Origin of the sequence: Micromonospora sp. WMMC264 (genome assembly GCF_027497275.1) — a bacterium.
Taxonomy (GTDB): domain Bacteria; phylum Actinomycetota; class Actinomycetes; order Mycobacteriales; family Micromonosporaceae; genus Micromonospora; species Micromonospora chalcea.
In genome coordinates this window covers 2,941,427-2,962,980 of record NZ_CP114907.1, presented here as the reverse complement: position 1 = coordinate 2,962,980, position 21,554 = coordinate 2,941,427, and the positions used below count along the sequence as shown (strand labels likewise).

At 72.9% G+C, this 21,554-nt stretch carries 18 protein-coding genes; 13 read left to right on the top strand and 5 right to left on the bottom strand.

Annotated elements, in window-relative coordinates; genetic code table 11:
* Nucleotides 1–34: 34 nt before the first annotated feature.
* A complete protein-coding gene (locus tag O7542_RS12795; RefSeq protein ID WP_281606284.1) occupies nucleotides 35–1,756 on the bottom strand; it encodes an exo-alpha-sialidase in 1,722 nt (573 codons plus the stop codon).
* 217 nt (nucleotides 1,757–1,973) lie between these two features.
* Nucleotides 1,974–2,705 carry an FCD domain-containing protein gene (locus tag O7542_RS12790; RefSeq protein WP_104114786.1) on the bottom strand — a complete coding sequence of 244 codons (732 nt, stop codon included), beginning with the start codon at nucleotides 2,703–2,705 and terminating at the stop codon, nucleotides 1,974–1,976.
* A gap of 137 nt (nucleotides 2,706–2,842) precedes the next feature.
* Between O7542_RS12790 and O7542_RS12785 the strand changes: the two genes are divergently transcribed.
* The 8 genes from O7542_RS12785 to O7542_RS12750 all read left to right on the top strand — a co-directional run bounded on the left by O7542_RS12785 (nucleotide 2,843) and on the right by O7542_RS12750 (nucleotide 12,060).
* Nucleotides 2,843–4,465 carry an ABC transporter substrate-binding protein gene (locus tag O7542_RS12785; protein ID WP_043324748.1) on the top strand — a complete coding sequence of 541 codons (1,623 nt, stop codon included), beginning with the start codon at nucleotides 2,843–2,845 and terminating at the stop codon, nucleotides 4,463–4,465.
* 101 nt (nucleotides 4,466–4,566) lie between these two features.
* Nucleotides 4,567–5,523, top strand: a complete 957-nt coding sequence (locus O7542_RS12780; protein WP_064446265.1) for an ABC transporter permease — start codon at nucleotides 4,567–4,569, stop codon at nucleotides 5,521–5,523.
* Nucleotides 5,523–7,481 (top strand): dipeptide/oligopeptide/nickel ABC transporter permease/ATP-binding protein, encoded by a 1,959-nt coding sequence (locus O7542_RS12775; protein WP_043324746.1) that lies wholly within the window; start codon nucleotides 5,523–5,525, stop codon nucleotides 7,479–7,481. Before O7542_RS12780 ends, O7542_RS12775 begins: the two co-directional genes overlap by 1 nt.
* Nucleotides 7,478–8,545 (top strand): ABC transporter ATP-binding protein, encoded by a 1,068-nt coding sequence (locus tag O7542_RS12770; RefSeq protein WP_043324745.1) that lies wholly within the window; start codon nucleotides 7,478–7,480, stop codon nucleotides 8,543–8,545. Before O7542_RS12775 ends, O7542_RS12770 begins: the two co-directional genes overlap by 4 nt.
* Nucleotides 8,542–9,480, top strand: coding sequence for a dihydrodipicolinate synthase family protein (locus O7542_RS12765; protein WP_069090135.1), 939 nt, complete (start codon nucleotides 8,542–8,544; stop codon nucleotides 9,478–9,480). The genes O7542_RS12770 and O7542_RS12765 overlap by 4 nt, the downstream gene beginning before the upstream one ends.
* A 2-nt stretch (nucleotides 9,481–9,482) precedes the next feature.
* Nucleotides 9,483–10,412 carry an ROK family protein gene (locus tag O7542_RS12760; protein ID WP_166456510.1) on the top strand — a complete coding sequence of 310 codons (930 nt, stop codon included), beginning with the start codon at nucleotides 9,483–9,485 and terminating at the stop codon, nucleotides 10,410–10,412.
* On the top strand, nucleotides 10,409–11,098 hold the full coding sequence (locus O7542_RS12755) for an N-acetylmannosamine-6-phosphate 2-epimerase (RefSeq protein WP_064446261.1): 690 nt from the start codon (nucleotides 10,409–10,411) through the stop codon (nucleotides 11,096–11,098). Before O7542_RS12760 ends, O7542_RS12755 begins: the two co-directional genes overlap by 4 nt.
* Complete coding sequence (locus O7542_RS12750; protein ID WP_166456509.1) at nucleotides 11,089–12,060, top strand: acetylxylan esterase; 972 nt, start codon at nucleotides 11,089–11,091, stop codon at nucleotides 12,058–12,060. Before O7542_RS12755 ends, O7542_RS12750 begins: the two co-directional genes overlap by 10 nt.
* On the opposite strand, the gene O7542_RS12745 is transcribed toward O7542_RS12750, so the two are convergent.
* Both O7542_RS12745 and O7542_RS12740 read right to left on the bottom strand, forming a co-directional pair.
* Nucleotides 12,057–13,100, bottom strand: a complete 1,044-nt coding sequence (locus O7542_RS12745) for a polyprenyl synthetase family protein (RefSeq protein ID WP_166456508.1) — start codon at nucleotides 13,098–13,100, stop codon at nucleotides 12,057–12,059. The genes O7542_RS12750 and O7542_RS12745 overlap by 4 nt on opposite strands.
* Nucleotides 13,101–13,107: 7 nt before the next feature.
* Nucleotides 13,108–13,518, bottom strand: coding sequence for a hypothetical protein (locus O7542_RS12740; protein WP_166456507.1), 411 nt, complete (start codon nucleotides 13,516–13,518; stop codon nucleotides 13,108–13,110).
* 162 nt (nucleotides 13,519–13,680) lie between these two features.
* Between O7542_RS12740 and O7542_RS12735 the strand changes: the two genes are divergently transcribed.
* The 5 genes from O7542_RS12735 (at nucleotide 13,681) to O7542_RS12715 (ending at nucleotide 20,750) form a co-directional block, all read left to right on the top strand.
* Nucleotides 13,681–15,243 carry a phenylacetate--CoA ligase family protein gene (locus O7542_RS12735; protein WP_281606283.1) on the top strand — a complete coding sequence of 521 codons (1,563 nt, stop codon included), beginning with the start codon at nucleotides 13,681–13,683 and terminating at the stop codon, nucleotides 15,241–15,243.
* Between the two features lie 3 nt (nucleotides 15,244–15,246).
* The gene (locus tag O7542_RS12730; RefSeq protein WP_064446256.1) at nucleotides 15,247–15,687 is read left to right on the top strand and encodes a hypothetical protein; all 441 of its coding nucleotides are present in this window, start codon (nucleotides 15,247–15,249) and stop codon (nucleotides 15,685–15,687) included.
* On the top strand, nucleotides 15,684–16,766 hold the full coding sequence (locus O7542_RS12725; RefSeq protein ID WP_281606282.1) for a hypothetical protein: 1,083 nt from the start codon (nucleotides 15,684–15,686) through the stop codon (nucleotides 16,764–16,766). The genes O7542_RS12730 and O7542_RS12725 overlap by 4 nt, the downstream gene beginning before the upstream one ends.
* A gap of 2 nt (nucleotides 16,767–16,768) precedes the next feature.
* Entirely contained in the window at nucleotides 16,769–17,785 is a 1,017-nt protein-coding gene (locus O7542_RS12720; protein WP_113974271.1) for a nitroreductase, read from the top strand.
* A gap of 154 nt (nucleotides 17,786–17,939) precedes the next feature.
* Nucleotides 17,940–20,750, top strand: a complete 2,811-nt coding sequence (locus tag O7542_RS12715) for a glycoside hydrolase N-terminal domain-containing protein (protein WP_281606281.1) — start codon at nucleotides 17,940–17,942, stop codon at nucleotides 20,748–20,750.
* A gap of 52 nt (nucleotides 20,751–20,802) precedes the next feature.
* Here O7542_RS12715 and O7542_RS12710 read toward each other — a convergent pair whose 3' ends face one another.
* Nucleotides 20,803–21,516, bottom strand: coding sequence for a hypothetical protein (locus tag O7542_RS12710; RefSeq protein ID WP_043324727.1), 714 nt, complete (start codon nucleotides 21,514–21,516; stop codon nucleotides 20,803–20,805).
* Nucleotides 21,517–21,554: the final 38 nt, after the last annotated feature.

Below are 21,554 nucleotides of genomic sequence, written 5' to 3'. Positions count from 1 at the left end.
GCCCGGACGCCGCTGTCCGGGCGGGACACGGCTCTCAGGCGCCCTTCACCCAGCCGAGGCTGAACCGGGCGAAGTAGATGCCGCCGGTGTCGCCCACCTCGTACAGGTTGCCGACCGTGCCGTCGGCCAGCACCGCCATCGTCGAGTAGCCGGCGCCGCCGGGCTTGACCAGTGCCCGCGCCGGCCAGCTCGCGCCGTCGTCGGTGGACAGCCGTACGGTGAGGTCGTTGCGCGCGCTCGGGTGCGCGTTGTTGCTGAACAAGGCCGTGCGGGTCCGCACCGGCGCCCGGTTCGCGCCGACCTCGGACGGCCGCAGGTAGGACATCTCGTCGGCGTTGCACAGCGGGTCGGTCAGCAGCGTGCTGGCCGTGGCCGCGCCGAACGTCGCGGCGCCGTCGGTGGAGGTGGCGTAGAAGCGGCTGCGGGTCGAGTTGTGCCGCATGTTCTGCACGATCGCGCCGGTGCCGCGCTCGATCGCCTTGCTCTCGTTGATGTTCCCGCCGGCGGATCCGCCACGGCGCCAGGTCGCGCCGTTGTCGTCGCTGTAGATGTTCGCGGCGTGGCTGGTGCCGGCCGAGTCCCGGTAGGCGATCGGCTGGATCAGACGGCCGGTGCTGGTCTGGATGCCGTGACCGGAGGAGAAGAACACCTGCCGCCAGGTGGGGTCCTTGACGGCCGGGTTCAGCTCGACGGGCGCGCTCCAGGTGGCGCCGTTGTCCCGGCTGGTGATGTAGCGCAGGTGCATGCTGTTCGGGTCGTCGGCGGTGTTCAGGCCGGAGCCGCCGGACCAGAAGCTGATGCCGGGCCTGGGGGAGTAGGTGAAGAAGCAGTAGACGACGCCGGTGGCGCGGTCCACGAGCAGGCTGGGGTCGCCGACGCCCTCGCTGGTGGTGGGCGGGGCGTGGATGACCCGGGGCTGCTCGAAGGTACGGCCGCCGTCGGTGCTGCGGATCATCACGATCTGGATGTTGTTGGTGCCGCCGCCGAGGTCGTACGAGCCGTTCACGCGGGCGTCGGCGACGGCGATGACGGTGCCGTTGTTGGTGACCGCCAGGCCGGGGATGCGGACCGAGGCGACGGTGCCGTCGTACCGGCCGCCCGGGCCGTTGAGGTCGCGGATCACGGTCTGCGTGGTGAGCAGCGTGGTGCTGGTCATCTGCGGGTTGCCGGTGGCCAGGTCGCAGGAGGTGGTGCCGCGCAGCGTGGTGTCGAAGCCGGGGGCGGTGACCCGCAGCGTGTACGGGGCGCCGGCGCCGACGGTCCAGTAGTGCAGGTAGTTGCCGCCGGCGGCGATGGTGCGGGTCCACGGCGAGCCGGTGCGTCCGGGCCAGGTGACGGTGAAGTCCCGGGCGGTCGTGGTGCGGTTCTCCAGCGCGAGCTGGAGGCGGCCGTTGGTGCAGTCGAAGCTGGTGAGCGCGGACATGCCGGTGCCGCAGTGGAAGAGGCCGGAGGTGGTCTCGTCCAGGCCGGTCGGGGTCGTCGTGCGCAGCGTGTACGGCGTGCCGGGGGCCAGCGTCCAGTACAGCTCGGCGGTGCCACCGGCGGCGACCGTGCGGGTCCACGGCGAGCCGGAGCGACCCGGCCAGGTGACTGTGTAGGTCTGGGTCGTGGTGCTGCGGTTGTCGAGGTCGAGCAGGAGCCGGCCGGCGGTGCAGTCGGCGCCGACGGTGGCGGTCACGCCGGCGGGGGCGGCGTGGGCCGGGGTGGCGGGGAGCACCGTGAGCAGGCCGAGGAGGACGGCCAGGACGGCGGTCACCCGGCGTGGTATCGCACGGACAGGGGGCACGGGGGATTCCTTCCGGACGGGTGGGGGATCGGAAGCGATGGCATCTGACGTCGGACGTCCGATGTTGGGTACGTACGCTAAGCCGATCGATGGGACCCGTCAAGGAATCGGACGATGTGGACCGTGCACAAAGGGCGCGCGCAGGCCGGCCGGTCCGCGGCCGGCCTGCCGGTGTCCGGTCGCCGGGTCAGGCCTGGGCGGCGCGGGCGATGCTCGCCCGGATGGGCGCGTAGTGCTCGGCGATGGCCGAGCGCAGCGCCGCCGCGTCCCCGGCGGTGAGGGCGGCCACGATGGCCTGGTGCCGCTGGGCGGTGATGACCCGGTCCTCCGGCTCGGTGCGCAGGGTCGGCGCGACGATGGCCTGCACCTGCCAGAACGCCTCGGTCAGCTGGACCAGCAGGTCGTTGCCGAGCGGCTCCATCAGCTTCAGGTGGAAGGCCCGGTCGACGTCGAGGAAGTCCTCGCCCTGTGCCGCCCGGCTGCGCATCTCGTCGGCGAGCGCGGACAGCTCCGACCGGTGCTCCTCGTCCAGGGCGTCGATGACGGTGGCCGCCAGCCCCTGCTCCAGCGTCTGCCGGATGTCGACGACCTGGGCCAGTACGTGGTGGTCGTCCTCGCCGCTGAGCAGCCCTCGGAACGTCAGGCTCTCCACCAGGGCGTTGAGGGACATCCGGCCGACGAACGTGCCGTGGCCGTGGCGCACCTCGACGATGTCGAGCGCGGAGAGGATCTTGACGGCCTCGCGGACGCTGGAGCGGCTGGCGCCGACCGCCTCGCACAGCTCCGTCTCGGTGGGCAGGAGATTGCCCGGCTTGAGGCGGTTGCGCAGGATGTACTCCTTAATCCTGGTGGCGACCTCCTGCCGGCGAGGGCTCGGCCGCTCGGCGCCGCGTAGCGGACTGGCGTCAATGGTCGTCATCTGCCCCTTGCCCTTCGTTCCCGAATCTGACACCCTCACCCTACCGGCATCAGACGTCAGACGTCATACACCTTACACCTCACATCCCCGGCGCGAGCGGCGACGCGAGCGCATGAAGAGCCTATGGAGGCATCTACGTGAGCACCACCGGTAAGTCGCGGAGCTGGCGCGTGCCGCGCCGCCGCGTCCGCCCCCTGGCCGTCGCCTCCCTCGGAGCGACCCTCGCCCTCGGGCTGGTGGCCTGCAGCGGCGGTCCCGCCTCGACCAACGCGGTCAGCGGCGGGAAGGCGGGCACGTCGATCGAGGCCACCCTGGCGTTCACGCTCTCCAGCGGTTTCGACCCGGGCAACGCCTCCTCCGCCGTGGCGACCGCCGTCAACCAGCACGTCTTCGAGGGTCTCGTGGACCTCGACCCGATCACGCGGGAACCCTACAACGCGCTGGCCAAGAGCGACCCGACGCCCGGCGCCGACGGCCTCACGTACACCGTGACGCTGCGCGACGGCGCGAAGTTCTCCGACGGCACCCCCGTCACCGCCGAGGACGTCGCCTGGTCGTTCACCCGCGTGCTGAAGCCGGCGGACCCGAAGGCGCCGCCGCTGATGCAGGGCTTCGTCTCGTTCCTCGACAGCGTCACCGCCAAGGACGCGGCCACCGTCGAGTTCAAGCTGAAGTACCCGTTCGCCCTGTTCAGCGAGCGGATCTCGGTCATCAAGGTCGTGCCCAAGGCCAAGACCGGTGACGCGGCAGCGGCCAAGGCGTTCGACACCGCGCCGATCGGGTCCGGCCCGTTCAAGGTGGACAGCGCGTCCAAGGAATCCGGCATCAAGCTGAGCAAGAACGAGACCTACAACGGCCCGCGCCCGGCCAAGGTCGAGACGATGACGTGGAACACCACCACCGAGGCGTCGGCCCGGGTGTCGGACCTGCAGGGCGGCCGCGTGCAGGCCATCGAGGCCGTGCCGTACCTGAACGTCGACTCGCTCAAGGACAAGTACACGATCGACGTGAAGCAGGCCTTCAACCAGGTCTTCCTCATGTTCAACAACGCCGCCGCGCCGTTCAGCGACAAGCGCGTCCGCCAGGCCCTGCACTACGCCATCGACAAGGACGCGGTCATCAAGACCGCGCTCAACGGCTACGGCAGCCCGGCGACCAGCTACCTCGACGAGGGCAACAAGGCGTACCAGAAGGCCGCCACCGTCTACGACTACAACCCGGACAAGGCCAAGGCCCTGCTCCAGGAGGCCGGCGTCACCAACCTGTCGTTCCGGCTCGACACCACCGACAACTCGGTGGTCAAGGACGTCGCCCCCCTGGTCATCGAGCAGTGGAAGAAGATCGGCGTCAACGCCACGCTCAACACCGTGCCGTCCTCGGCCATCTACGGCGACATCGTCCCCAAGGACACATTCCGGGTGCTCATGGCCACCGGTGACCCGAGCGTCTTCGGCGTCGACACCGACCTGCTGATGCGCTGGTACTACTTCGGCGAGACCTGGCCGGGCCAGCGTTACCGCTGGAGCGACGCCAACCGCAAGGCCATGGGCGACCTGCTGGACAAGGCCGCGCAGACCTCCGACGAGGCGGCCCGCAAGGCGCTGTGGAAGCAGGCCCTGGACATGGTGGCGGACGACGCCCCGCTCTACCCGATCCTGCACACCAAGGTCGTCACCGCGTACGACCCGGCCAAGCTCGACGGCTTCTCGGGCGCCTCGACCACCGGCCTGTACTTCCTGGGCACCGGCCGGACCGGCTGAGCCCACTCGGGGCTCCGCCCCCGCCTCCGTCCCGTCCGGCCGCACGTGACCCGTGCGGCCGGACGGGACGCCCCGGCGCCCCGCCACGAGAAAGAGAATCCATGCTGACCGTCCTGAACCTGGTCGCACGACGATTCCTGACGCTGATCCCCCTGGTGCTGGGCATCACGCTCTTCGTCTTCGTGATCATGCAGTTCTCCCCGATCGACCCGGCGCTGTCCGTCCTCGGCGACCAGGCCACGCCGGCGCAGGTCGAGGCGTTCCGCGCCGCGAACGGGCTGAACGACCCGCTGCCGCTGCGCTACCTGCACTTCCTCGGCGACCTCGTCCGCGGCGACCTCGGCATGACGTTCCCGCCGTCGGTCCCGGTCGCCGAGAAGATCGCCATGGCGTTGCCGCTGACCATCCAGCTCACCGCGCTCGGCGTCGTCGGCGCGCTGGTCATCGCGCTGGCCCTCGGCATCCCGGCCGCCCTGTACCGGGACCGCTGGCCCGACCAGGTCATCCGGATCGTCTCCATGGCCGGCATCGCCACGCCTTCGTTCTGGCTGGCCCTGCTGTTCATCCAGGAGTTCTCGGTCCGCCGCCCGATCTTCCCGACCGGTGGATACGTCAACCCCGCCGACTCGGTCGGCCTCTGGCTGCAGTCCCTCGCGCTGCCCGCGCTGGCGCTGGCCGTACCGGTCGGCTGCTCGCTGGCCCGCATCGTCCGCACGTCGATGGTCGAGGAACTCGACAAGGACTACGTCCGCACCGCCGTCGGCGCCGGACTGCCACCGCGCGTGGTGATCGGCCGCAACGTGCTGCGCAACGCGCTGGTCAACCCGCTCACCGCGCTCGGCCTGCGGATCGGCTACCTCATCGGCGGCACCGTCGTCATCGAGGCCATCTTCTCGCTGCCCGGCATGGGCACCCAGATCATGAGCGCCGTCCAGCAGAACGACACCGCGCTCGCCCAGGGCACCGTGCTCACCATCGCGCTGTGCTTCGTCCTGGTGAACCTGGTCGTCGACATCCTCTACCTCTTCGCCAACCCCCGACTGCGCGGAGGCCACTGATGCGCCGGTCCCTCACCACGCGGCTGTCCCGCCCCGGCATGGCCTTCGCCCGGCTCGGTCTCGCGGCCCGGTTCGCGCTCGGCTTCGTCGCGCTCATCGTCGTGGTCGGCGTGCTCGCCCCGCTGCTGCTGCGCCACGACCCCACCCAGACCGGCCTCGGACCGGCGCTGACCGGCCCGAACGGCGACTTCTGGTTCGGCCTGGACAAACTCGGCCGCGACGTCTTCTCCCGGCTGGTCGCCGGCACCCGGCGCTCCCTGATCGTCGGTTTCGGCGCGGCCGGCATCGCGCTGGTGCTCGGCGCGATCCTCGGCGCGCTCGCCGGCAGCAGCCGCACCGTCGTCGACGAGATCATCATGCGCTGCCTCGACGTGGTCATGGCCTTCCCCACGATCGTGCTCTCCGCGCTGCTGATCATCTCGTTCGGCAAGAACAGCCTGCTGGTCCTCGTCATCGCGATCGGGTTCGTGTTCACCCCGTCGGTCGCGCGCATCGTCCGCGCCAACGTGCTGTCCCAGTACGGCGAGGACTACGTGGCCGCCGAGCGCATCATCGGCGCCCGCCGCCCGCACATCCTCTGGCGGCACGTCCTGCGCAACTGCGCCGCCCCGATCCTCGTCTTCGTCACCGTCATGGTGGCCGACGCGATCGTCTTCGAGGCGTCCCTGTCCTTCATCGGCGGCGGCCTCGCCCCGCAGGAGGCGGCCTCCTCGTGGGGCTCGGTCATCGCCTTCGGCAAGGAGATGGTGCAGATCGGCGGCTGGTGGGCCACGTTCTTCCCCGGCCTGCTGATCCTGCTCACCGTGCTGGCGCTCAACGTGCTCTCCGAGGGCATGTCCGACGCCTGGGCCGCCCCGGCCGCGCGCCGCGCCACGTCCACCACCAGCGGTGACGCGCTGGAGCAGGCGCAGCCCGGCACCGGCGAGGTGGTCGAGCTGCCCGGCCTGGCCGAGGCGGCGCAGCGGCTGCGTGAGCGCGCCCGCCCGCTGCCGCAGGGCAAGCCGGTCCTTCAGGTCAGCGACCTGTCCATCGGCTTCGAGGGCCGCCACCGCGGCGTCGACATCGTCGACGGGCTCACCTTCGACGTACGCCCCGGCGAGGTCGTCGGCCTGGTGGGGGAGTCCGGCTCCGGCAAGTCGCTGAGCGTCCTCGCCGTCATGGGTCTGCTGCCGCAGGGCGCCCGGGTACGCGGCGAGATCCGCTTCCAGGACACGGACCTGCTGAAACTCAACGCCAAGGGCCGCCGCGCCCTGATGGGCCGCGAGATCGCCATGGTCTACCAGGACGCGCTGTCGGCGCTGAACCCGGCGCTGCGCGTCGGCGCCCAACTCGCCCAGATGATCCGCCGCGGCGGCACCCGCTCGGCCGAGGAACTGATGCGGCTGGTCGGGCTGGACCCGCGGCGCACGCTCGCCGCGTACCCGCACGAGCTGTCCGGCGGGCAGCGGCAGCGCGTGGTGATCGCCATGGCGCTGTCCCGCGACCCGAAGCTGATCATCGCGGACGAGCCGACCACAGCGCTCGACGTCACCGTGCAGGCCCAGGTGATGGCGCTGCTGCTGGAGCTGCGCGAGCGGCTCGGCTTCGCCCTCATCCTGGTCAGCCACGACCTCGCCCTGGTCAGCGACGTCTGCGACCGGGTCGTGGTGATGTACGGCGGGCAGATCGTGGAGACCGGCGTGACCGCCGACGTGATGGAGGCGCCCGCCCACCACTACGCCCGCGGGCTGCTCGGTTCCGTCCTGTCCCTGGAGACCGGCGCGGAACGGCTCACCCAGATCCGCGGCGTGGTGCCCTCACCGGCCGACTTCCCGAAGGGTTGCCGGTTCTCCGACCGCTGCCCGATGGCGACCGAGATCTGCCGGGACACCGCGCCCACCATGGCGGGCACGGACGGCCACGGGTACGCCTGCCACCACCCCGCCGTCACCGTCAGCGAGAAGGAGCCGGCCCGATGAGCGCCACCGCCGAGCACCGGCCGATCGCCGAGCTGAGCGACGTGCACGTGGTGCACGCCGCGCGCGGCGGCGGCATGTTCAGCCGGGAGAAGGTCTACGCGCTCACCGGCGCCGACCTGGTCATCCGGGCCGGCGAGACGGTCGGCATCGTCGGCGAGTCCGGCTGCGGCAAGTCCACCCTCGCCAAGGTGCTCGTCGGCCTGCAACGGCCGACCGCCGGCACGGTGTCCTTCGCCGGCAAGGACGTGTGGTCGATGACCGCCACCGAGCGGCGCGAGCACATCGGCGCCGGCGTCGGCATGATCTTCCAGGACCCGGCCACCTCACTGAACCGCCGGATGCCGGTACGCGACATCCTGCGCGACCCGCTCGACGTGCACCGCCGGGGCACCCGGCAGCAGCGCGAGCAGCGGGTGACCGAGCTGATGGCCCTGGTCGGCCTGCCCCGCTCGGTCGCCGACGTGCTGCCCAGCCAGCTCTCCGGCGGCCAGCGCCAGCGGGTGTCCATCGCCCGCGCGCTGGCCCTGGAACCGGGGCTGGTCATCGCCGACGAGCCGACCAGCGCGCTCGACGTGTCGGTCCGCGCGCAGATCCTCAACCTGCTGCTGGACCTCAAGGACCGGCTCGGCCTGGCCATGGTGCTGGTGTCGCACGACATCCAGACCGTCAAGCGGGTCAGCGACCGGGTCGTCACCATGTACCTGGGCCGCATCGTCGAGCAGACCCCCGCCGACCTGCTGCCCGAGGGCGGCCGGCACCCGTACACCCGGGCGTTGTTCTCGGCCACGCCGGGCCTGCTCTCACCGATCGAGCCCATTCCGCTGGTCGGCCCGGTCCCGTCGGCGACCCGGCCGCCGAGCGGCTGCCCGTTCCGGACCCGCTGCTGGGCCGCCACCGACGGCTGCGCCGTGGACATGCCCGCGCCGCGCCCCGCCGAGGGCGCGGGCCACGAGTTCCGCTGCCACCACCCGGTGCCCGCCGGCACCGCCAACACCGAACTGGTCGCGCTCGCCACCTCGGCGACCGGCCGCACCACAACTGAGTCTGTCGAGGAGAACCTGTGACCACCCCAGCCCCGCGGTTCGCCGGAGTCGTGCCGCCGGCCGTCACCCCCCTGACCGAAGAGGGCGAGGTCGACGTCCACTCCCTGGAACGGCTGGTCGAATGGCTGCTCGACGCCGGCGTCGACGGCATCTTCGCCCTCGGCAGCTCCGGCGAGACGGTCTTCCTCACCGACCGGCAGCGGGACCTCGCGCTGGAGACCATCGTCAAGACCGCCGGCGGCGCCGTGCCGGTCCTCGCCGGCTGCATCGAACCCACCACCCGCCGGGTCGTGGAGCGGGCCGAGGCGTCCACCCGGCTGGGCGCGGACGGCCTCGTCGTGACCGCCCCGTTCTACGCCATCGTCGGCCCGCACGAGATCGAGCGGCACTTCCGCGCCGTCGCCGCGGCGGTCGAGCTTCCGCTGCTGGCGTACGACATCCCGGTCTGCGTGCACAGCAAGCTCTCCGTCGACCTGCTGACCCGCCTCGCCGCCGAGGGCGTGCTGGCCGGCGTCAAGGACTCCAGCGGCGACGACGTCGCGTTCCGCCAGCTGGCGCTCGCCATCGCCGAGCACGCGCCGGAGCGCGACTTCAGCCTGCTCACCGGCCACGAGGTCGTGGTCGACGCGATGATGCTCGCCGGTGGCTCCGGCTCGGTGCCCGGACTGGGCAACGTGGACCCGGCTGGATACGTGCGACTGCACCGCGCCTGCGTGGCCGGCGACTGGGCCGCGGCCCGCCGGGAACAGGACCGCCTGACCCGGCTGTTCCGCATCGTCGACGCGGCCGACCCGGCCACCTCGGCGGGCGCCACCCGGGGCGTCGGCGCGTTCAAGACCGCGCTGTCCCTGCTCGGCGTCATCGCCGGCAACGCGGTGTCGCTGCCGCTGCGGCCGCTGGACGACGCCGAGACGGGCCGCGTGCGTACCCAGTTGGAACTGGCCGGGCTGCTCTGACCATGCCCGAGGTGAGCACGACCGGTCTGGTCGCCGCGCTCGACATCGGCGGCACCAAGACCACAGCCGCGCTGGTCACCGCCTCCGGCGAGGTCGTCGGCCGGCACACCGCGCCGACGCCTGGCCGCTCCGGCGCCGCCGCGGTGCTCGACACCGCCGCCGGCCTGGTCGAGAAGCTGCGGGCGGACGCGCCGGGCGTCGTACGGGCGCTCGGCGTCGGCAGCGCCGGCGTCATCGACAGCGGCTCCGGCCTGGTGCTGTCCGCCACCGACGTGCTGACCGGATGGGCCGGCACGGACCTGCGCGGCGACCTGGCTCGGCGTCTCGGTGTGCCGGTCACCGTGGTCAACGACGTGCACGCCCACGCGCTGGGCGAGGCGCGTCACGGCGTCGCGGCCGGGTACGACACGGTGCTCTACGTCGCCGTGGGCACCGGCGTCGGGGCGTCGTTCGTCCTCGGCGACACAGTGCTCGCCGGTGCGCACAGCGCGGCCGGGCACGCCGGGCACCAGCCGTCGGCGTACGCCGGAACGCTGCCCTGCACCTGCGGCGGGCGCGGGCACCTGGAGGCGATCGCCGCCGGGCCCGCGCTCACCGCCGAGTACGTCCGGCGTACCGGCCGTCCGGTGGCCGACCTGCGGGCCGTCGCCGCGCTCGCGGCGGACGGCGACGAGACGGCCCGCGACGTCGTCCGGCTCGGCGGCACGGCCGTCGGGTCCGCCGTCGGCGGCCTGGTCAATGTGCTCGACCCCGCCGCCGTGGTGATCGGCGGCGGCGTCACCGGCCTCGGCGAGCCGTGGTGGCGGGCGCTGCGTGACGCGGTGCCCGCCGAGACGCTGCCCGCCCTGGCCGGTGTGCCGGTCCTCGCCTCCACTCTCGGCCCCGACGCGCCGCTGCTCGGCGCCGCCTCGCTCGCCTGGAAGGTCTCATGAACTCCCTCGTCGACCAGCTCCGCCACCGCCTGGTGGTCTCCTGCCAGGCGTACCCGGGTGAGCCCATGCGCGACCCGGACACCATGCGCCGGGTCGCGCTCGCCACCGCCCGCGGCGGCGCCGCCGGCATCCGCGCGCAGGGACTGGCGGACATCGCGGCCATCCGCGCGGCGGTGGACCTGCCGCTGATCGGGCTCTGGAAGGACGGCGACGACGACGTCTTCATCACCCCGACGCTCGAACACGCGCTCGCCGTCGCCGACGCCGGGGCGCACGTCGTCGCGCTCGACGGCACGTCCCGGCCCCGCCCCGACGGCCGTACGCTCGCCGAGACGATCGCCGCCGTGCACGAGCGCACCGGCGCGCTGGTGATGGCCGACTGCTCCACGTTCGACGAGGGCATCGCCGCCGCCGCTGCCGGCGCCGACCTGGTCGGCACCACGCTCTCCGGGTACACCGCGTACACCACAAAGGGCGACGGGCCGGACCTGGACCTGGTCGCCCGGCTCGCCGCCGCGGTCGACGTCCCGGTGGTCGCCGAGGGACGCATCCACACCCCGGAGCAGGCCGCGCAGGCGCTGCGAGCGGGCGCATGGACGGTGGTGGTCGGCACCGCCATCACCCACCCGAGCACCATCACCGGCTGGTTCGCGTCCGCCGTACGGGAGGCCGCGTCGTGCCGCTGACCGACCTCGACCTGGCCGGCTGCCTCGCGTACCGGCCGGAGCTGGACGTGCCGGCGGACCTGGACGGATTCTGGGCGCGCACGCTCGACGGCGGCGGCGACCCGGCGGCGGCGGTCTACGAGCCGGTCGACACCGGGCTGACCCAGATCCGGACGTACGCGGTCACGATCCCCGGTTTCGCCGGTGAGCCGGTACGCGGATGGCTGCACCTGCCCGCCGGTGCCGACGGGCCGCTGCCCTGCGTGGTCGAGTACCTCGGCTACGGCCGGGGCCGCGGCCTGCCGCACGAGAAGCTGTTCTGGGCGGCGGCCGGTTTCGCGCACCTGATCATGGACAGCCGGGGCCAGGGCTGGAGCGCCGCCACCGGCGGCACGCCCGACCCGCACCCCTACCCGGCCGGCACCGTGCCCGGCTTCCTCACCCGGGGCGTCGCCGACCCGGCCGAGCACTACTACCGGCGGCTCATCACTGACGCGGTCCGTTTCGCCGAGGCCGCCCGGCGGCACCCGGCCGTCGACCCGCGTCGGGTGGCGGTGACCGGCTTCAGCCAGGGCGGCGGCCTCGCCCTGGCCGTCGGCGCGTTGTGCCCGGACGTCGCCGCCGTCATGCCGGACGTGCCGTTCCTGTGCGACATCCGCCGGAGCGTGCGCGTCGCCGGCCCGGACAGCCCGTACGCCGAGGTCGTCGAGTACCTCGCGCTGCACCGCGACCGCGCCGACCAGGTATTCCGCACGCTGTCCTACCTGGACGCCGCAGTGCTCGCGCCGCGCGCCACCGCGCCGGCGCTGTTCTCCATCGCCCTGCGTGATCAGGTCTGTCCGCCGTCGACCTGCTTCGCCGCCTACCACCGCTACGGCGGCGACAAGGACGTGCGGGTGTACGAGTTCAACGACCACGAGGGCGGCGAGGCGGCACACCAGCGCGAACAGCTCACCTGGCTGCGCGGGATCCTGGGCGGCTAACGGGCCCGTTCCACCACGTAGTCGGTCAGCTCCAGCAGGAAACGGCCGTCCTCGGTGTCGGCGGCGGCGCCCAGCGCCCGCTCACCCTCACGCCGGGCCGCGAGCGCGAGATCCCGGGCGCTGCGCCGCGCCGACTCCACACAGTCGTACGCGAGTAGCCGCCCGTGCAGCCAGCGCACCTCGGCGTCGGTGCGCTGCGCGCGGGTACGGCTCAGCAACCGCACGAGCCGTTCACGTTCCTCCGGTGTGCACCGCCGCATGAAGTCGATCAGGATCAGCGTGCGCTTGCCCTCCCACAGGTCACCGGCGATCTCCTTGCCGTACCGGGCGTAGTCGCCGGTCAGGTTCAGCGCGTCGTCCTGGATCTGGAACGCCGCGCCCAGATACCAGCCGTACCGATCCAGCACGTCGACCGCGTTCTCCCGGCCGGTCGCCACGAGGACGCCGGCGCGGCACGGGTAGATGCACGTGTACCAGGACGTCTTCTTCAGGCACATCCGGTAGTAGTCGTCCGCGTCCAGGTCGCACACGTTGTCGCGGATCCAGCCGATCTCGATCGCCTGCCCCTCCAGCGAGTGGCGCATCATCAGCTCGGTCTCGGTGAACAGCCGCCACGCGATCCCGGAGCCGAGCGCCGCCCGGTTCGCGGCCAGCCGCCGCAACGCCAGCAGGTTCGTCATGTTGCCGACGTTCAGCGCCACGCCCACGCCGTACTCGGCGTGCAGCGTCCGCCCGCCGCGCCGCTGCTCGCTTTCGTCCTGGATGTCGTCGTGGATGAGGAAGGCGTTGTGGAACAGCTCCACTGTCACCGCGGCGTTGAGGCCCACCGCGTCGCCGCCGCCGAACGCCCGGCACGTGGCCAGGCACAGCGCGGCGCGCAGCCCCTTGCCCCACCGGCGCGGATACTCCGCGACCAGGTCGTAGAGGTAGCGTGGGCCGCCGTCGGGCACGTCGTCGAGCAGTGCGCCGAGGGCCAGCCCGCGATAGCGCTCCAGCATCCGTTCCACGTGCCCGCCGGCCACCCCGGCGGTCGGCGCCATCGCGCGGCTACCGGTCCGTCGGCCGCTTCGGGGCCGGCGACGCCAGCCGGTCCGCGAGCCCGTTTGCGACCTCGGGGGCCAGCCGCGCCAGATTGAGTACGGTGTCCAGCGCGTCGTGCGCGTCCGACGTGTACCGCCGGATCACCTCACCGCGCTGGTCGTCGGCCATCTTCAGCTGCCCGACCACGGTGTCGATCAGGGCGTGCCCGTCGGTGCGGACCCGCGCGACGAGTTCGTCGAACGCCTCCGGGTCGACCCGGCGGCTCTCGGTCAGCTTCTCCTCGAGTCGCCGGGCGCCGGCCAGCCCCGCCGCGAGTTCCTCCTCCAGGACCGTGGCCGCGTGGGTCACGGTCTCCGAGGTCTCCTCGGCCACCTTCTCGAAGCGCTCGTTCGTGCGCTCACGCTTGCCGTGTGTCATGGGCGAAGTGTCACCGGACCAGGCACGACGCACCAGGCGAGTGTCGCCATGGTGACTGAGCGTGGCCGACCCGGGCAGCTTTCGCGACTGGGTACGGGTACTCAGCGCAGTACCGTCCCGTCGCTCATGTGCGGGCGCGGCGGCGTCGACAGGATCCTTGTCATGGCCGAGACGCTGCACCGACACGCCGCCTTGCGTACCGTCGACACGCCGCTGCCCGCCGAGGCCGCGCTGGCCCCCGCCGGCCGCGCGGTCGCCGCGCTGGCCCGGCTCATCGCCCACCACCCCGCCGGCTGGAGGTGGCTGGCCCGGCGCCACCACCCGGTCCTCGACCGGCTCGCCGCCGCGAACGCGCGGTCCACCTGCGTCCGCGCCGCCCGGCGGGTGCCCGCGTACCAGGCGTTCCTGCGGGCCCGCCCGGGCGGGCTGCGCCGCCGGCTGCGGGACTTCCCGGAGACCGACAAACGTGGGTACGTGATGGCGTACGACGCCTCGGCCCGGTGCCGGGACGGGCGGATGCCGGAGCGGGGCGTGGTGGTCGACGAGTCGGCCGGCTCGTCCGGGCGGCCGTTCAACTGGCCGCGCGGCGAGCGGGAGCTGCGGGCGGTGCACCGCGACATCGCCGGGTACACCGGGCTGGCGTTCCCGATGCGTCGACCGTTCGTCATCAACGCGTACTCGATGGGCGCCTGGGCGACCGGCACCACGACCGGCGCGGCGATGGCCCGGATCGCGACGGTGAAGAACACCGGCCCCGACCTGGGGAAGATCGTCGACACGCTGCGCGAGTTCGGCCCCGGCCACGACTACCTGGTGACCGCGTACCCGCCGTTCCTCAAGCACCTGCGGGACCGGCTCGACGCCGAGGACTTTCCGTGGTCGCGGTACCGGATCTTCGCCAGTTGCGGCGGCGAGGGGATGACCGAGGCGTTGCGCGACTACCTGGAGCAGCGGTTCGTGCGGGTGCGGTCGGCGTACGGGGCGTCGGACCTGACCATCGGCATCGGCGCGGAGACCCGGTTCACGGTCTGGTTGCGGCGGCGGCTGCGCACTGACGCGGGACTGCGCGCGGAACTGCTGGGCCGCGGCGAGCAGCGGCTGCCGATGGTGTTCCAGTACAACCCGTTCGCCACCTACCTGGAGACCAACGACCGGCGGGAGCTGCTCTGCACTGTCACCGGCCCGCACGTGCTCCAGCCCCGGCTGCGCTACAACGTCGGCGACGAGGCGCTGCTGGTGCCGTACCGGCGGATCGTCGAACTGGCCAACGCCGACCCGGTGCGTCGCGCCGAGTTCCGTACCGCGGTGGCCGAGGAGCGGATGACGCTGCCGTTGCTGCTGTTGTTCGGCCGCAGCGACTCCACCGTGTCCTACCTGGGCGCGAACCTCTACCCGCAGGACGTCGAGTACGGCCTCTACACCGGCAACCCGTACGCCGCCGAGATCAACAGGTTCTGCCTGACGCTGCACGAGGACGCGGCGCTGGAGACCCGGCCGGTGATCCACGTGGAGCTGCGCCGCCCGCTGGACGCCGCGGCCCGCGCGGCGCTCACCGACGCCTGCCGCGACGGGGTACGCGCGCACCTGACCTCGGTGTCGCGGGACTTCGCGCAGTCCCTGGTGGAGGACCCGACCGCCGGTGACCTGCGGGTGGAGCTGCACGAGCCGGGCGGCGGCCCGTTCGCCGCCATGCAGAAGATCAAGAACGTCTACCTGGTGAGGTGAGCGATGCGTACCCGTGACTTCTCCCGCGCCCCGGCCCAGGCCCGCGCCGGCGCCATGTTCATCGGCGGCACCCGGTACGCGAACCCGCTGGTGCTGCTGCGCCTGGCCCCCGACTGGATCCGGATGGTGCGCGACATGCGCCGGATGTCCGGCTACTGCTGGCACACCGTCTACTGGCAGTTCCCGCTGACGCTCGGCACCATCGCGTTCTTCACCGACCGCGACGCGCTGCTGCGCTTCGCCCGGACCCGGCACCACCGCAAGCTGATGATGTGGCTGACCGACGGCAACCGCAACGCCACGGCCGGGTTCATCCGCCTCTACACCGCCTCCCCGGACGGCTACTCAAACGGCGCGTGGCGGGCCGAGGACGGCGCGATGGGCCACATCGAGCGGTTCACGCCGCTGGGCGCGGAGACCACCGGACCGGCGGTGCGCCGGTGACCGGCCACCGGTTCGAGCGCGTGACCGGCCGGCGCGGCCTGCGCGACTTCCTCGCGCTCACCGACCGGCTGTACGCGGACGAGTCCCGCTACGTGCCGACGCCCCGGCAGCAGATCCGCCGCTGGTGGCGCGACGGCGTGCCGATGTACGTGCTGCGCGACGCCACCGGCGCGGTGGTCGGGCGGACCACGCTGCACACCGACGCCGACCTCGACGCCAAGCTCGGCCGCCGGTGCCAGTTGTTCGGGCTCACCGAGTTCACGCCGCACGCCGCCCGGCCGCTGTTCGACGCGATCGCCACGTACGCCACACCCGGCCGGGACCTGCTGTTCGGGCCGGTGGCGCTGCTGCCCAACCAGGCCGGCGGCGTGATCACCTCCGGGTACGCCGACCGGGGTTTCGTGGACAGCGCGTGGAACCCGCCGCACTACCCGGACGCGTACGAGGAGAACGGGTTCACCGGGCGGTTCGTCTCCGACACCTGGATCTGCCCGGTGCCGCCGCCGACCGGACCGCCGCCCGCGCTGGGCGTCCAGCCCGACGGCTCCCGGCTGGACCTGCACCGGGGGAACAGCCGGCGGCTCGACGAACAGCTCGACCTGCTGCGCGGGATGCTGAACGACTCCTTCGCCCAGCTCGGCTACTACACGCCGATCTCGGCGGCGCAGTTGCGGCGGCAGACCGACGGGCTGGCGTACCTGCTGGATGACTCGCTGCTGCTCTACCTGACCCGCGACGGGCAGCCGGTGGCGTTCGTGCTCTGCGTGCCCGACATCAGCGACTTCCTGGTAGCGATGCGCGGCGACCTGAACCCGGTCAACCAGCTGCGGCTGCTGGCCACCCGCCGCCGGTACCGGCGGGAGGCGGTGCTGATCGTCAAGGGTGTGGTGCCGCGGTTCCAGGGGCGCGGCTACCAGCGGCTGCTGTCGGAGCACCTGCACCGCAACCTGCACGTCGGCGGATACACGGCGCTGCGCAGCACGTACGTCGGGCGGGACAACCCGGCGTCGGCCGCCCAGTACCGGCGCCTCGGCGGACGCCCGCTGCACGGCTACACGTTCTACGCCAGGGAGCGGTGAGCATGGACCTCGCCGCGTTCCGCGCGCTGGAGCCGCTGTGCTGGCGGGCGCCGAGCGCGCACAACACCCAGCCGTGGCGGCTGCGCTACGAGCGCTGGGCGATCACCGTCGGCTGGGACCCGGCCGACACGCTGCCCGCCGGCGATCCGACCGGGCGGGACCTGCGGCTGTCGCTCGGCGCGTTCGTGGAGACCTGCCTGATCGTCGCCGCCGACGCGGGGTTGCGGCTGGACTGGGCCGCCGACCACGACGAGTCGGACCGGCGGGTGGGGCGGCTGCGTCCGGCCCGGCAGCCGTACCGGACGCCGTTTTGCGCCGCCGACGTGTGGGATCGGCGTACCCACCGGGGCCGGTTCACCGGCGGCCCGGACGCCGACGTGGTCGCGGCCGTGGACGCGGTCGCCCGCCGGGCCGGTGGCGCGGCCCGCGTGGTGCCGGCGGCCGGGCGGCTGCGCGCGCTGCTGCGCACGGCCGACCGGCACGTGTACGCCGACCCGTCGGTGGTCGCCGAGCTGCGCCGCTGGCTGCGCCTGGACCGGGCGTGCCCGCGCTACCGGAGCGACGGGCTCAGTGACAGCTGCCTCGGGCTGGGCCGGGCGGCGGCCACCGGACTGCGGGCGGCGCTCGCGGCGTACCCGGCGTTGCGCCCGCTGGGGCTGCCCCGGCTGCTCGCCGCCGCGGGCGGTGATCCGCTGGCGCAGGGCGGCGGGGTGCTGGCGCTGATCGCGCCGCCCGGTCTGGACGCGGCCGGGCAGGTCGAGTTCGGACGCGTGCTGATGCGGATGTGGCTGACGCTGCACACGGCCGGGCTGGCCGCGCACCCGCTCAGTCAGCTCGTCGACGTCGCAGCCACCCGTGGCGCGCTCGGCACGCTGCTGGACGTGGCGCCGGAGCGGATCGTGCACGTGGCCCGGGTGGGGCGGCCGGCCGCGCCCGCGCCCCGCTCGGCCCGGCGAGTGCGCCACGGATCGCGTCTGTTAGCGGTAACACCCCTTGACGCGATGTCACTTCATCCATGAGAGTCCATGTTGGCCGACGTGTCGCCCGGTCGGGAGCCCTGGGCGCGGAGTGGCAGGAACGCGGCGTCCGGGTGTGCGAGGCGCAATCTGTTAGCGATAACAGAGCAGCCGCGCACCCGGACCCGCCTCTGATCCGCGCGGTTGGGAGAAAAGCATGTCTGAAGTGACACGACGCAACGTCATCAAGGCCGCAGCGGCCGGCACCGGCGCCGCGCTGGTGCCGGCCGCCTGGAGCGCCGCCGCCCGCGCCGGCTCGGCGGCGCCGGCGCAGGTGCTCGCCGCGAACGACCTGGCGCTCTGGTACGACGAACCGGCCGGCACCGACTGGCTGCGCGCCCTGCCGATCGGCAACGGGCGGCTCGGCGCGATGGTGTTCGGCAACGTGGACACCGAACGGCTCCAGCTCAACGAGGACACCGTCTGGGCCGGCGGCCCGTACGACTCGGCGAACACCCGGGGCGCGGCCAACCTGGCCGAGATCCGGCGTCGCGTCTTCGCCGACCAGTGGACCTCGGCCCAGGATTTGATCAACCAGACCATGATGGGCAGCCCCGGCGGTCAGCTCGCCTACCAGACCGTCGGCGACCTGCGGCTCTCCTTCGGGTCGGCGAGCGGGGCGACGCAGTACAACCGGACGCTGGACCTCACCACCGCCACCGTCACCACCACATACGTGCTGAACGGTGTCCGGTACCAGCGGGAGGTGTTCGCCAGCGCGCCCGACCAGGTGATAGTGCTCCGGCTGACCGCCGACCGGGCGAACGCGATCACGTTCTCCGCCGCGTTCGACAGCCCGCAGCGGACCACCGTGTCCAGCCCGGACGGCGCGACAGTCGCGCTGGACGGCATCTCCGGCTCGATGGAGGGGGTCAACGGCTCGGTGCGGTTCCTCGCGCTGGCCAACGCCGCCGTCACCGGCGGCACGGTGAGCAGCTCCGGCGGCACGCTGCGGGTGTCCGGCGCGACCAGCGTGACGGTCCTGATCTCGATCGGCACCAGCTACGTCAACTACCGCACCGTCAACGGCGACTACCAGGGCATCGCCCGCAACCGGCTGAACGCCGCCAAGAGCGTCGACGTCGACCAGCTCCGCACCCGCCACCGCGCCGACTACCAGGCGCTGTTCGACCGGGTCACGATCGACCTGGGCCGCACCGCCGCCGCCGACCAGCCCACCGACGTACGGATCGCGCAGCACGCGAGCACGAACGACCCGCAGTTCGCCGCGCTGCTGTTCCAGTTCGGGCGGTACCTGCTGATCTCCTCGTCGCGGCCGGGCACCCAGCCGGCGAACCTGCAGGGCATCTGGAACGACTCGCTCACGCCGTCCTGGGACTCGAAGTACACGGTCAACGCCAACCTGCCGATGAACTACTGGCCGGCCGACACCACGAACCTGTCCGAGTGCTTCCTGCCGGTCTTCGAGCTGGTCAAGGACCTCACCGTCACCGGCGCGCGGGTCGCCCAGGCGCAGTACGGCGCCGGTGGCTGGGTCACCCACCACAACACCGACGCCTGGCGGGGCGCGTCGGTGGTGGACGGCGCGTTCTGGGGCATGTGGCAGACCGGCGGGGCCTGGCTGAGCACGCTCATCTGGGACCACTACCTGTTCACCGGCGACCTCGGCTTCCTCCAGGCCAACTACCCGGCGCTCAAGGGCGCCGCCCAGTTCTTCCTCGACAGCCTGGTCGCCCACCCGACGCTCGGCTACCTGGTGACGAACCCGTCGAACTCGCCGGAGCTGGCCCACCACGCCAACGCCAGCGTCTGCGCCGGACCCACGATGGACAACCAGATCCTGCGTGACCTGTTCGACGCCGCGGCCCGGGCGAGCGAGGTGCTCGGCGTCGACACCACGTTCCGGTCCCAGGCGCGTACGGCCAAGGATCGGCTGCCACCGAGCCGCGTCGGTTCGCGGGGCAACGTGCAGGAGTGGCTCGCCGACTGGGTCGAGACCGAGCGCACCCACCGGCACGTCTCCCACCTGTACGGGCTGCATCCCGGCAACCAGATCACCAGGCGGGGCACCCCGGCGCTGTACGAGGCCGCCCGCAGGACGCTGGAGCTGCGGGGCGACGACGGGACCGGCTGGTCCCTCGCCTGGAAGATCAATTTTTGGGCCCGGCTGGAGGACGGCGCCCGCGCCCACAAGCTCCTGCGCGACCTGGTCCGCACCGACCGGCTCGCGCCGAACATGTTCGACCTGCACCCGCCGTTCCAGATCGACGGCAACTTCGGCGCCACCTCGGGCATCGCCGAGATGCTGCTGCACAGCCACACCGGGGAGCTGCACCTGCTGCCCGCGCTCCCCAGCGCCTGGCCCGCCGGGCAGGTCGCGGGCCTGCGCGGCCGGGGCGGCTACACGGTGGCGCTGGCCTGGAGCAACAGCCAGGCCGACGAGATCAGCGTCCGCGCCGACCGCGACGGCACGCTGCGACTGCGGTCCCGGCTGTTCACCGGCGCCTTCACCCTCACCGACGTCACCGACGGCAGCACACCGGCCACCACCCGGCCGGAGTCCGACGTCGTGGCGCTCACCGTCCGCGCCGGCCACACCTACCGCGCGGTCCGGCCGGGCGTGACCCCCTCGCCGACCGTGACAACGACGCCGACGTCCACGCCGTCACCGACCCCGACCCCGACCACCAGTTCCCCGGCGCCGTCCGGCGCGCGTGCCACGTACGCGATCACCGGCTCCTGGTCCGGCGGCTTCCAGGCCGAGGTCACGGTGACCGCCGGCGCCACCGCGATCCGCGGCTGGACGGTCTCCTGGACGTTCCCGAACGGTCAGGTGGTCAACCAGATCTGGAGTGGCACGCACACCCAGAGCGGCGCGAACGTCACGGTGCGCAACGTCGACTACAACGGCTCGGTGCCGGCCGGCGGCTCCACCACGTTCGGCTTCATCGGCACGGCCGGCGGCACCAACAACCCGCCGACGAACCTCACCTGCACCACCACCTGACCGCTGACGCGCCCCGCCGCGGCAACCCGGCCGGGGCGGGGCGTGCCGACGGTCAGGCCAGCAGCGTCTCGCGCAGCCGCGCGCCCAGGTTGAACTCGCCGACCACCCGGGGACCGGCCGGGTCGTACACGGCGATGCGGTGGTTGCGGCGCATCATCTCCCGCACCGCCGGCGGCAGCCGGGGCGGGTCGTCCATCGTCGCGAGCACCCGCGCGCCGGTGCCCATCAGCCGCTCCACCAGCGACGCGCTGTCGGTGTCCACACGCACCCGGCCGAACTCCCAGCCGGCCGTGGTCAGGTCGAGCACCTCGAACAGGCGCGTCACGAACGGCTGCGGATCGGTCACCTTGTCCAGCCGGTCGGCCCGCCCGCCGACCGCCGCCACGGCGCCGGCCACCTGCGCGTACGGGTGCAGCCCGCTGGGCAGCGCGCCGAGCGGCCAGCGCAGCGCGGGCCCGGCCTCCTTCCACAGGGGCCGGTAGTTGCGGCGGTGCACCAGCAGCCGCCGGCCGGTACGCCGGAACACCTCGTGCGCCTGGCCCAGCAGGTCGGCGTGCGCCTGGTCGGCGGCCTCGCAGACGATCCCGGCGGCCACCACGAGACCGTCGTCATCGGACAGCAGCCGGGTGATCGCGTCGGCCTGCTCCGGGAACCGGAGGCGGGCGTGCGCCCCGTAGGACTGCCGCACGTCCCGCAGCAGCTCCTGCTGACGTGTCGGGTCCAGTTCGACCCGTCCGCCACCGAGCAACCGCTGGAGCCAACCCATCGCGCCTCGCTTCCGTCGCCGTCTGCGGACCGGGCAAT

Coding starts and splice junctions, on each gene's coding strand:
- O7542_RS12710 (WP_043324727.1), bottom strand. CDS start 21,516: ATGGGTTGGCTCCAGCGGTTGCTCGGTGGCGGACGGGTCGAACTGGAC.
- O7542_RS12770 (WP_043324745.1), top strand. CDS start 7,478: ATGAGCGCCACCGCCGAGCACCGGCCGATCGCCGAGCTGAGCGACGTG.
- O7542_RS12715 (WP_281606281.1), top strand. CDS start 17,940: ATGTCTGAAGTGACACGACGCAACGTCATCAAGGCCGCAGCGGCCGGC.
- O7542_RS12780 (WP_064446265.1), top strand. CDS start 4,567: ATGCTGACCGTCCTGAACCTGGTCGCACGACGATTCCTGACGCTGATC.
- O7542_RS12735 (WP_281606283.1), top strand. CDS start 13,681: ATGGCCGAGACGCTGCACCGACACGCCGCCTTGCGTACCGTCGACACG.
- O7542_RS12790 (WP_104114786.1), bottom strand. CDS start 2,705: ATGACGACCATTGACGCCAGTCCGCTACGCGGCGCCGAGCGGCCGAGC.
- O7542_RS12730 (WP_064446256.1), top strand. CDS start 15,247: ATGCGTACCCGTGACTTCTCCCGCGCCCCGGCCCAGGCCCGCGCCGGC.
- O7542_RS12720 (WP_113974271.1), top strand. CDS start 16,769: ATGGACCTCGCCGCGTTCCGCGCGCTGGAGCCGCTGTGCTGGCGGGCG.
- O7542_RS12755 (WP_064446261.1), top strand. CDS start 10,409: ATGAACTCCCTCGTCGACCAGCTCCGCCACCGCCTGGTGGTCTCCTGC.
- O7542_RS12740 (WP_166456507.1), bottom strand. CDS start 13,518: ATGACACACGGCAAGCGTGAGCGCACGAACGAGCGCTTCGAGAAGGTG.
- O7542_RS12745 (WP_166456508.1), bottom strand. CDS start 13,100: ATGGCGCCGACCGCCGGGGTGGCCGGCGGGCACGTGGAACGGATGCTG.
- O7542_RS12775 (WP_043324746.1), top strand. CDS start 5,523: ATGCGCCGGTCCCTCACCACGCGGCTGTCCCGCCCCGGCATGGCCTTC.
- O7542_RS12760 (WP_166456510.1), top strand. CDS start 9,483: ATGCCCGAGGTGAGCACGACCGGTCTGGTCGCCGCGCTCGACATCGGC.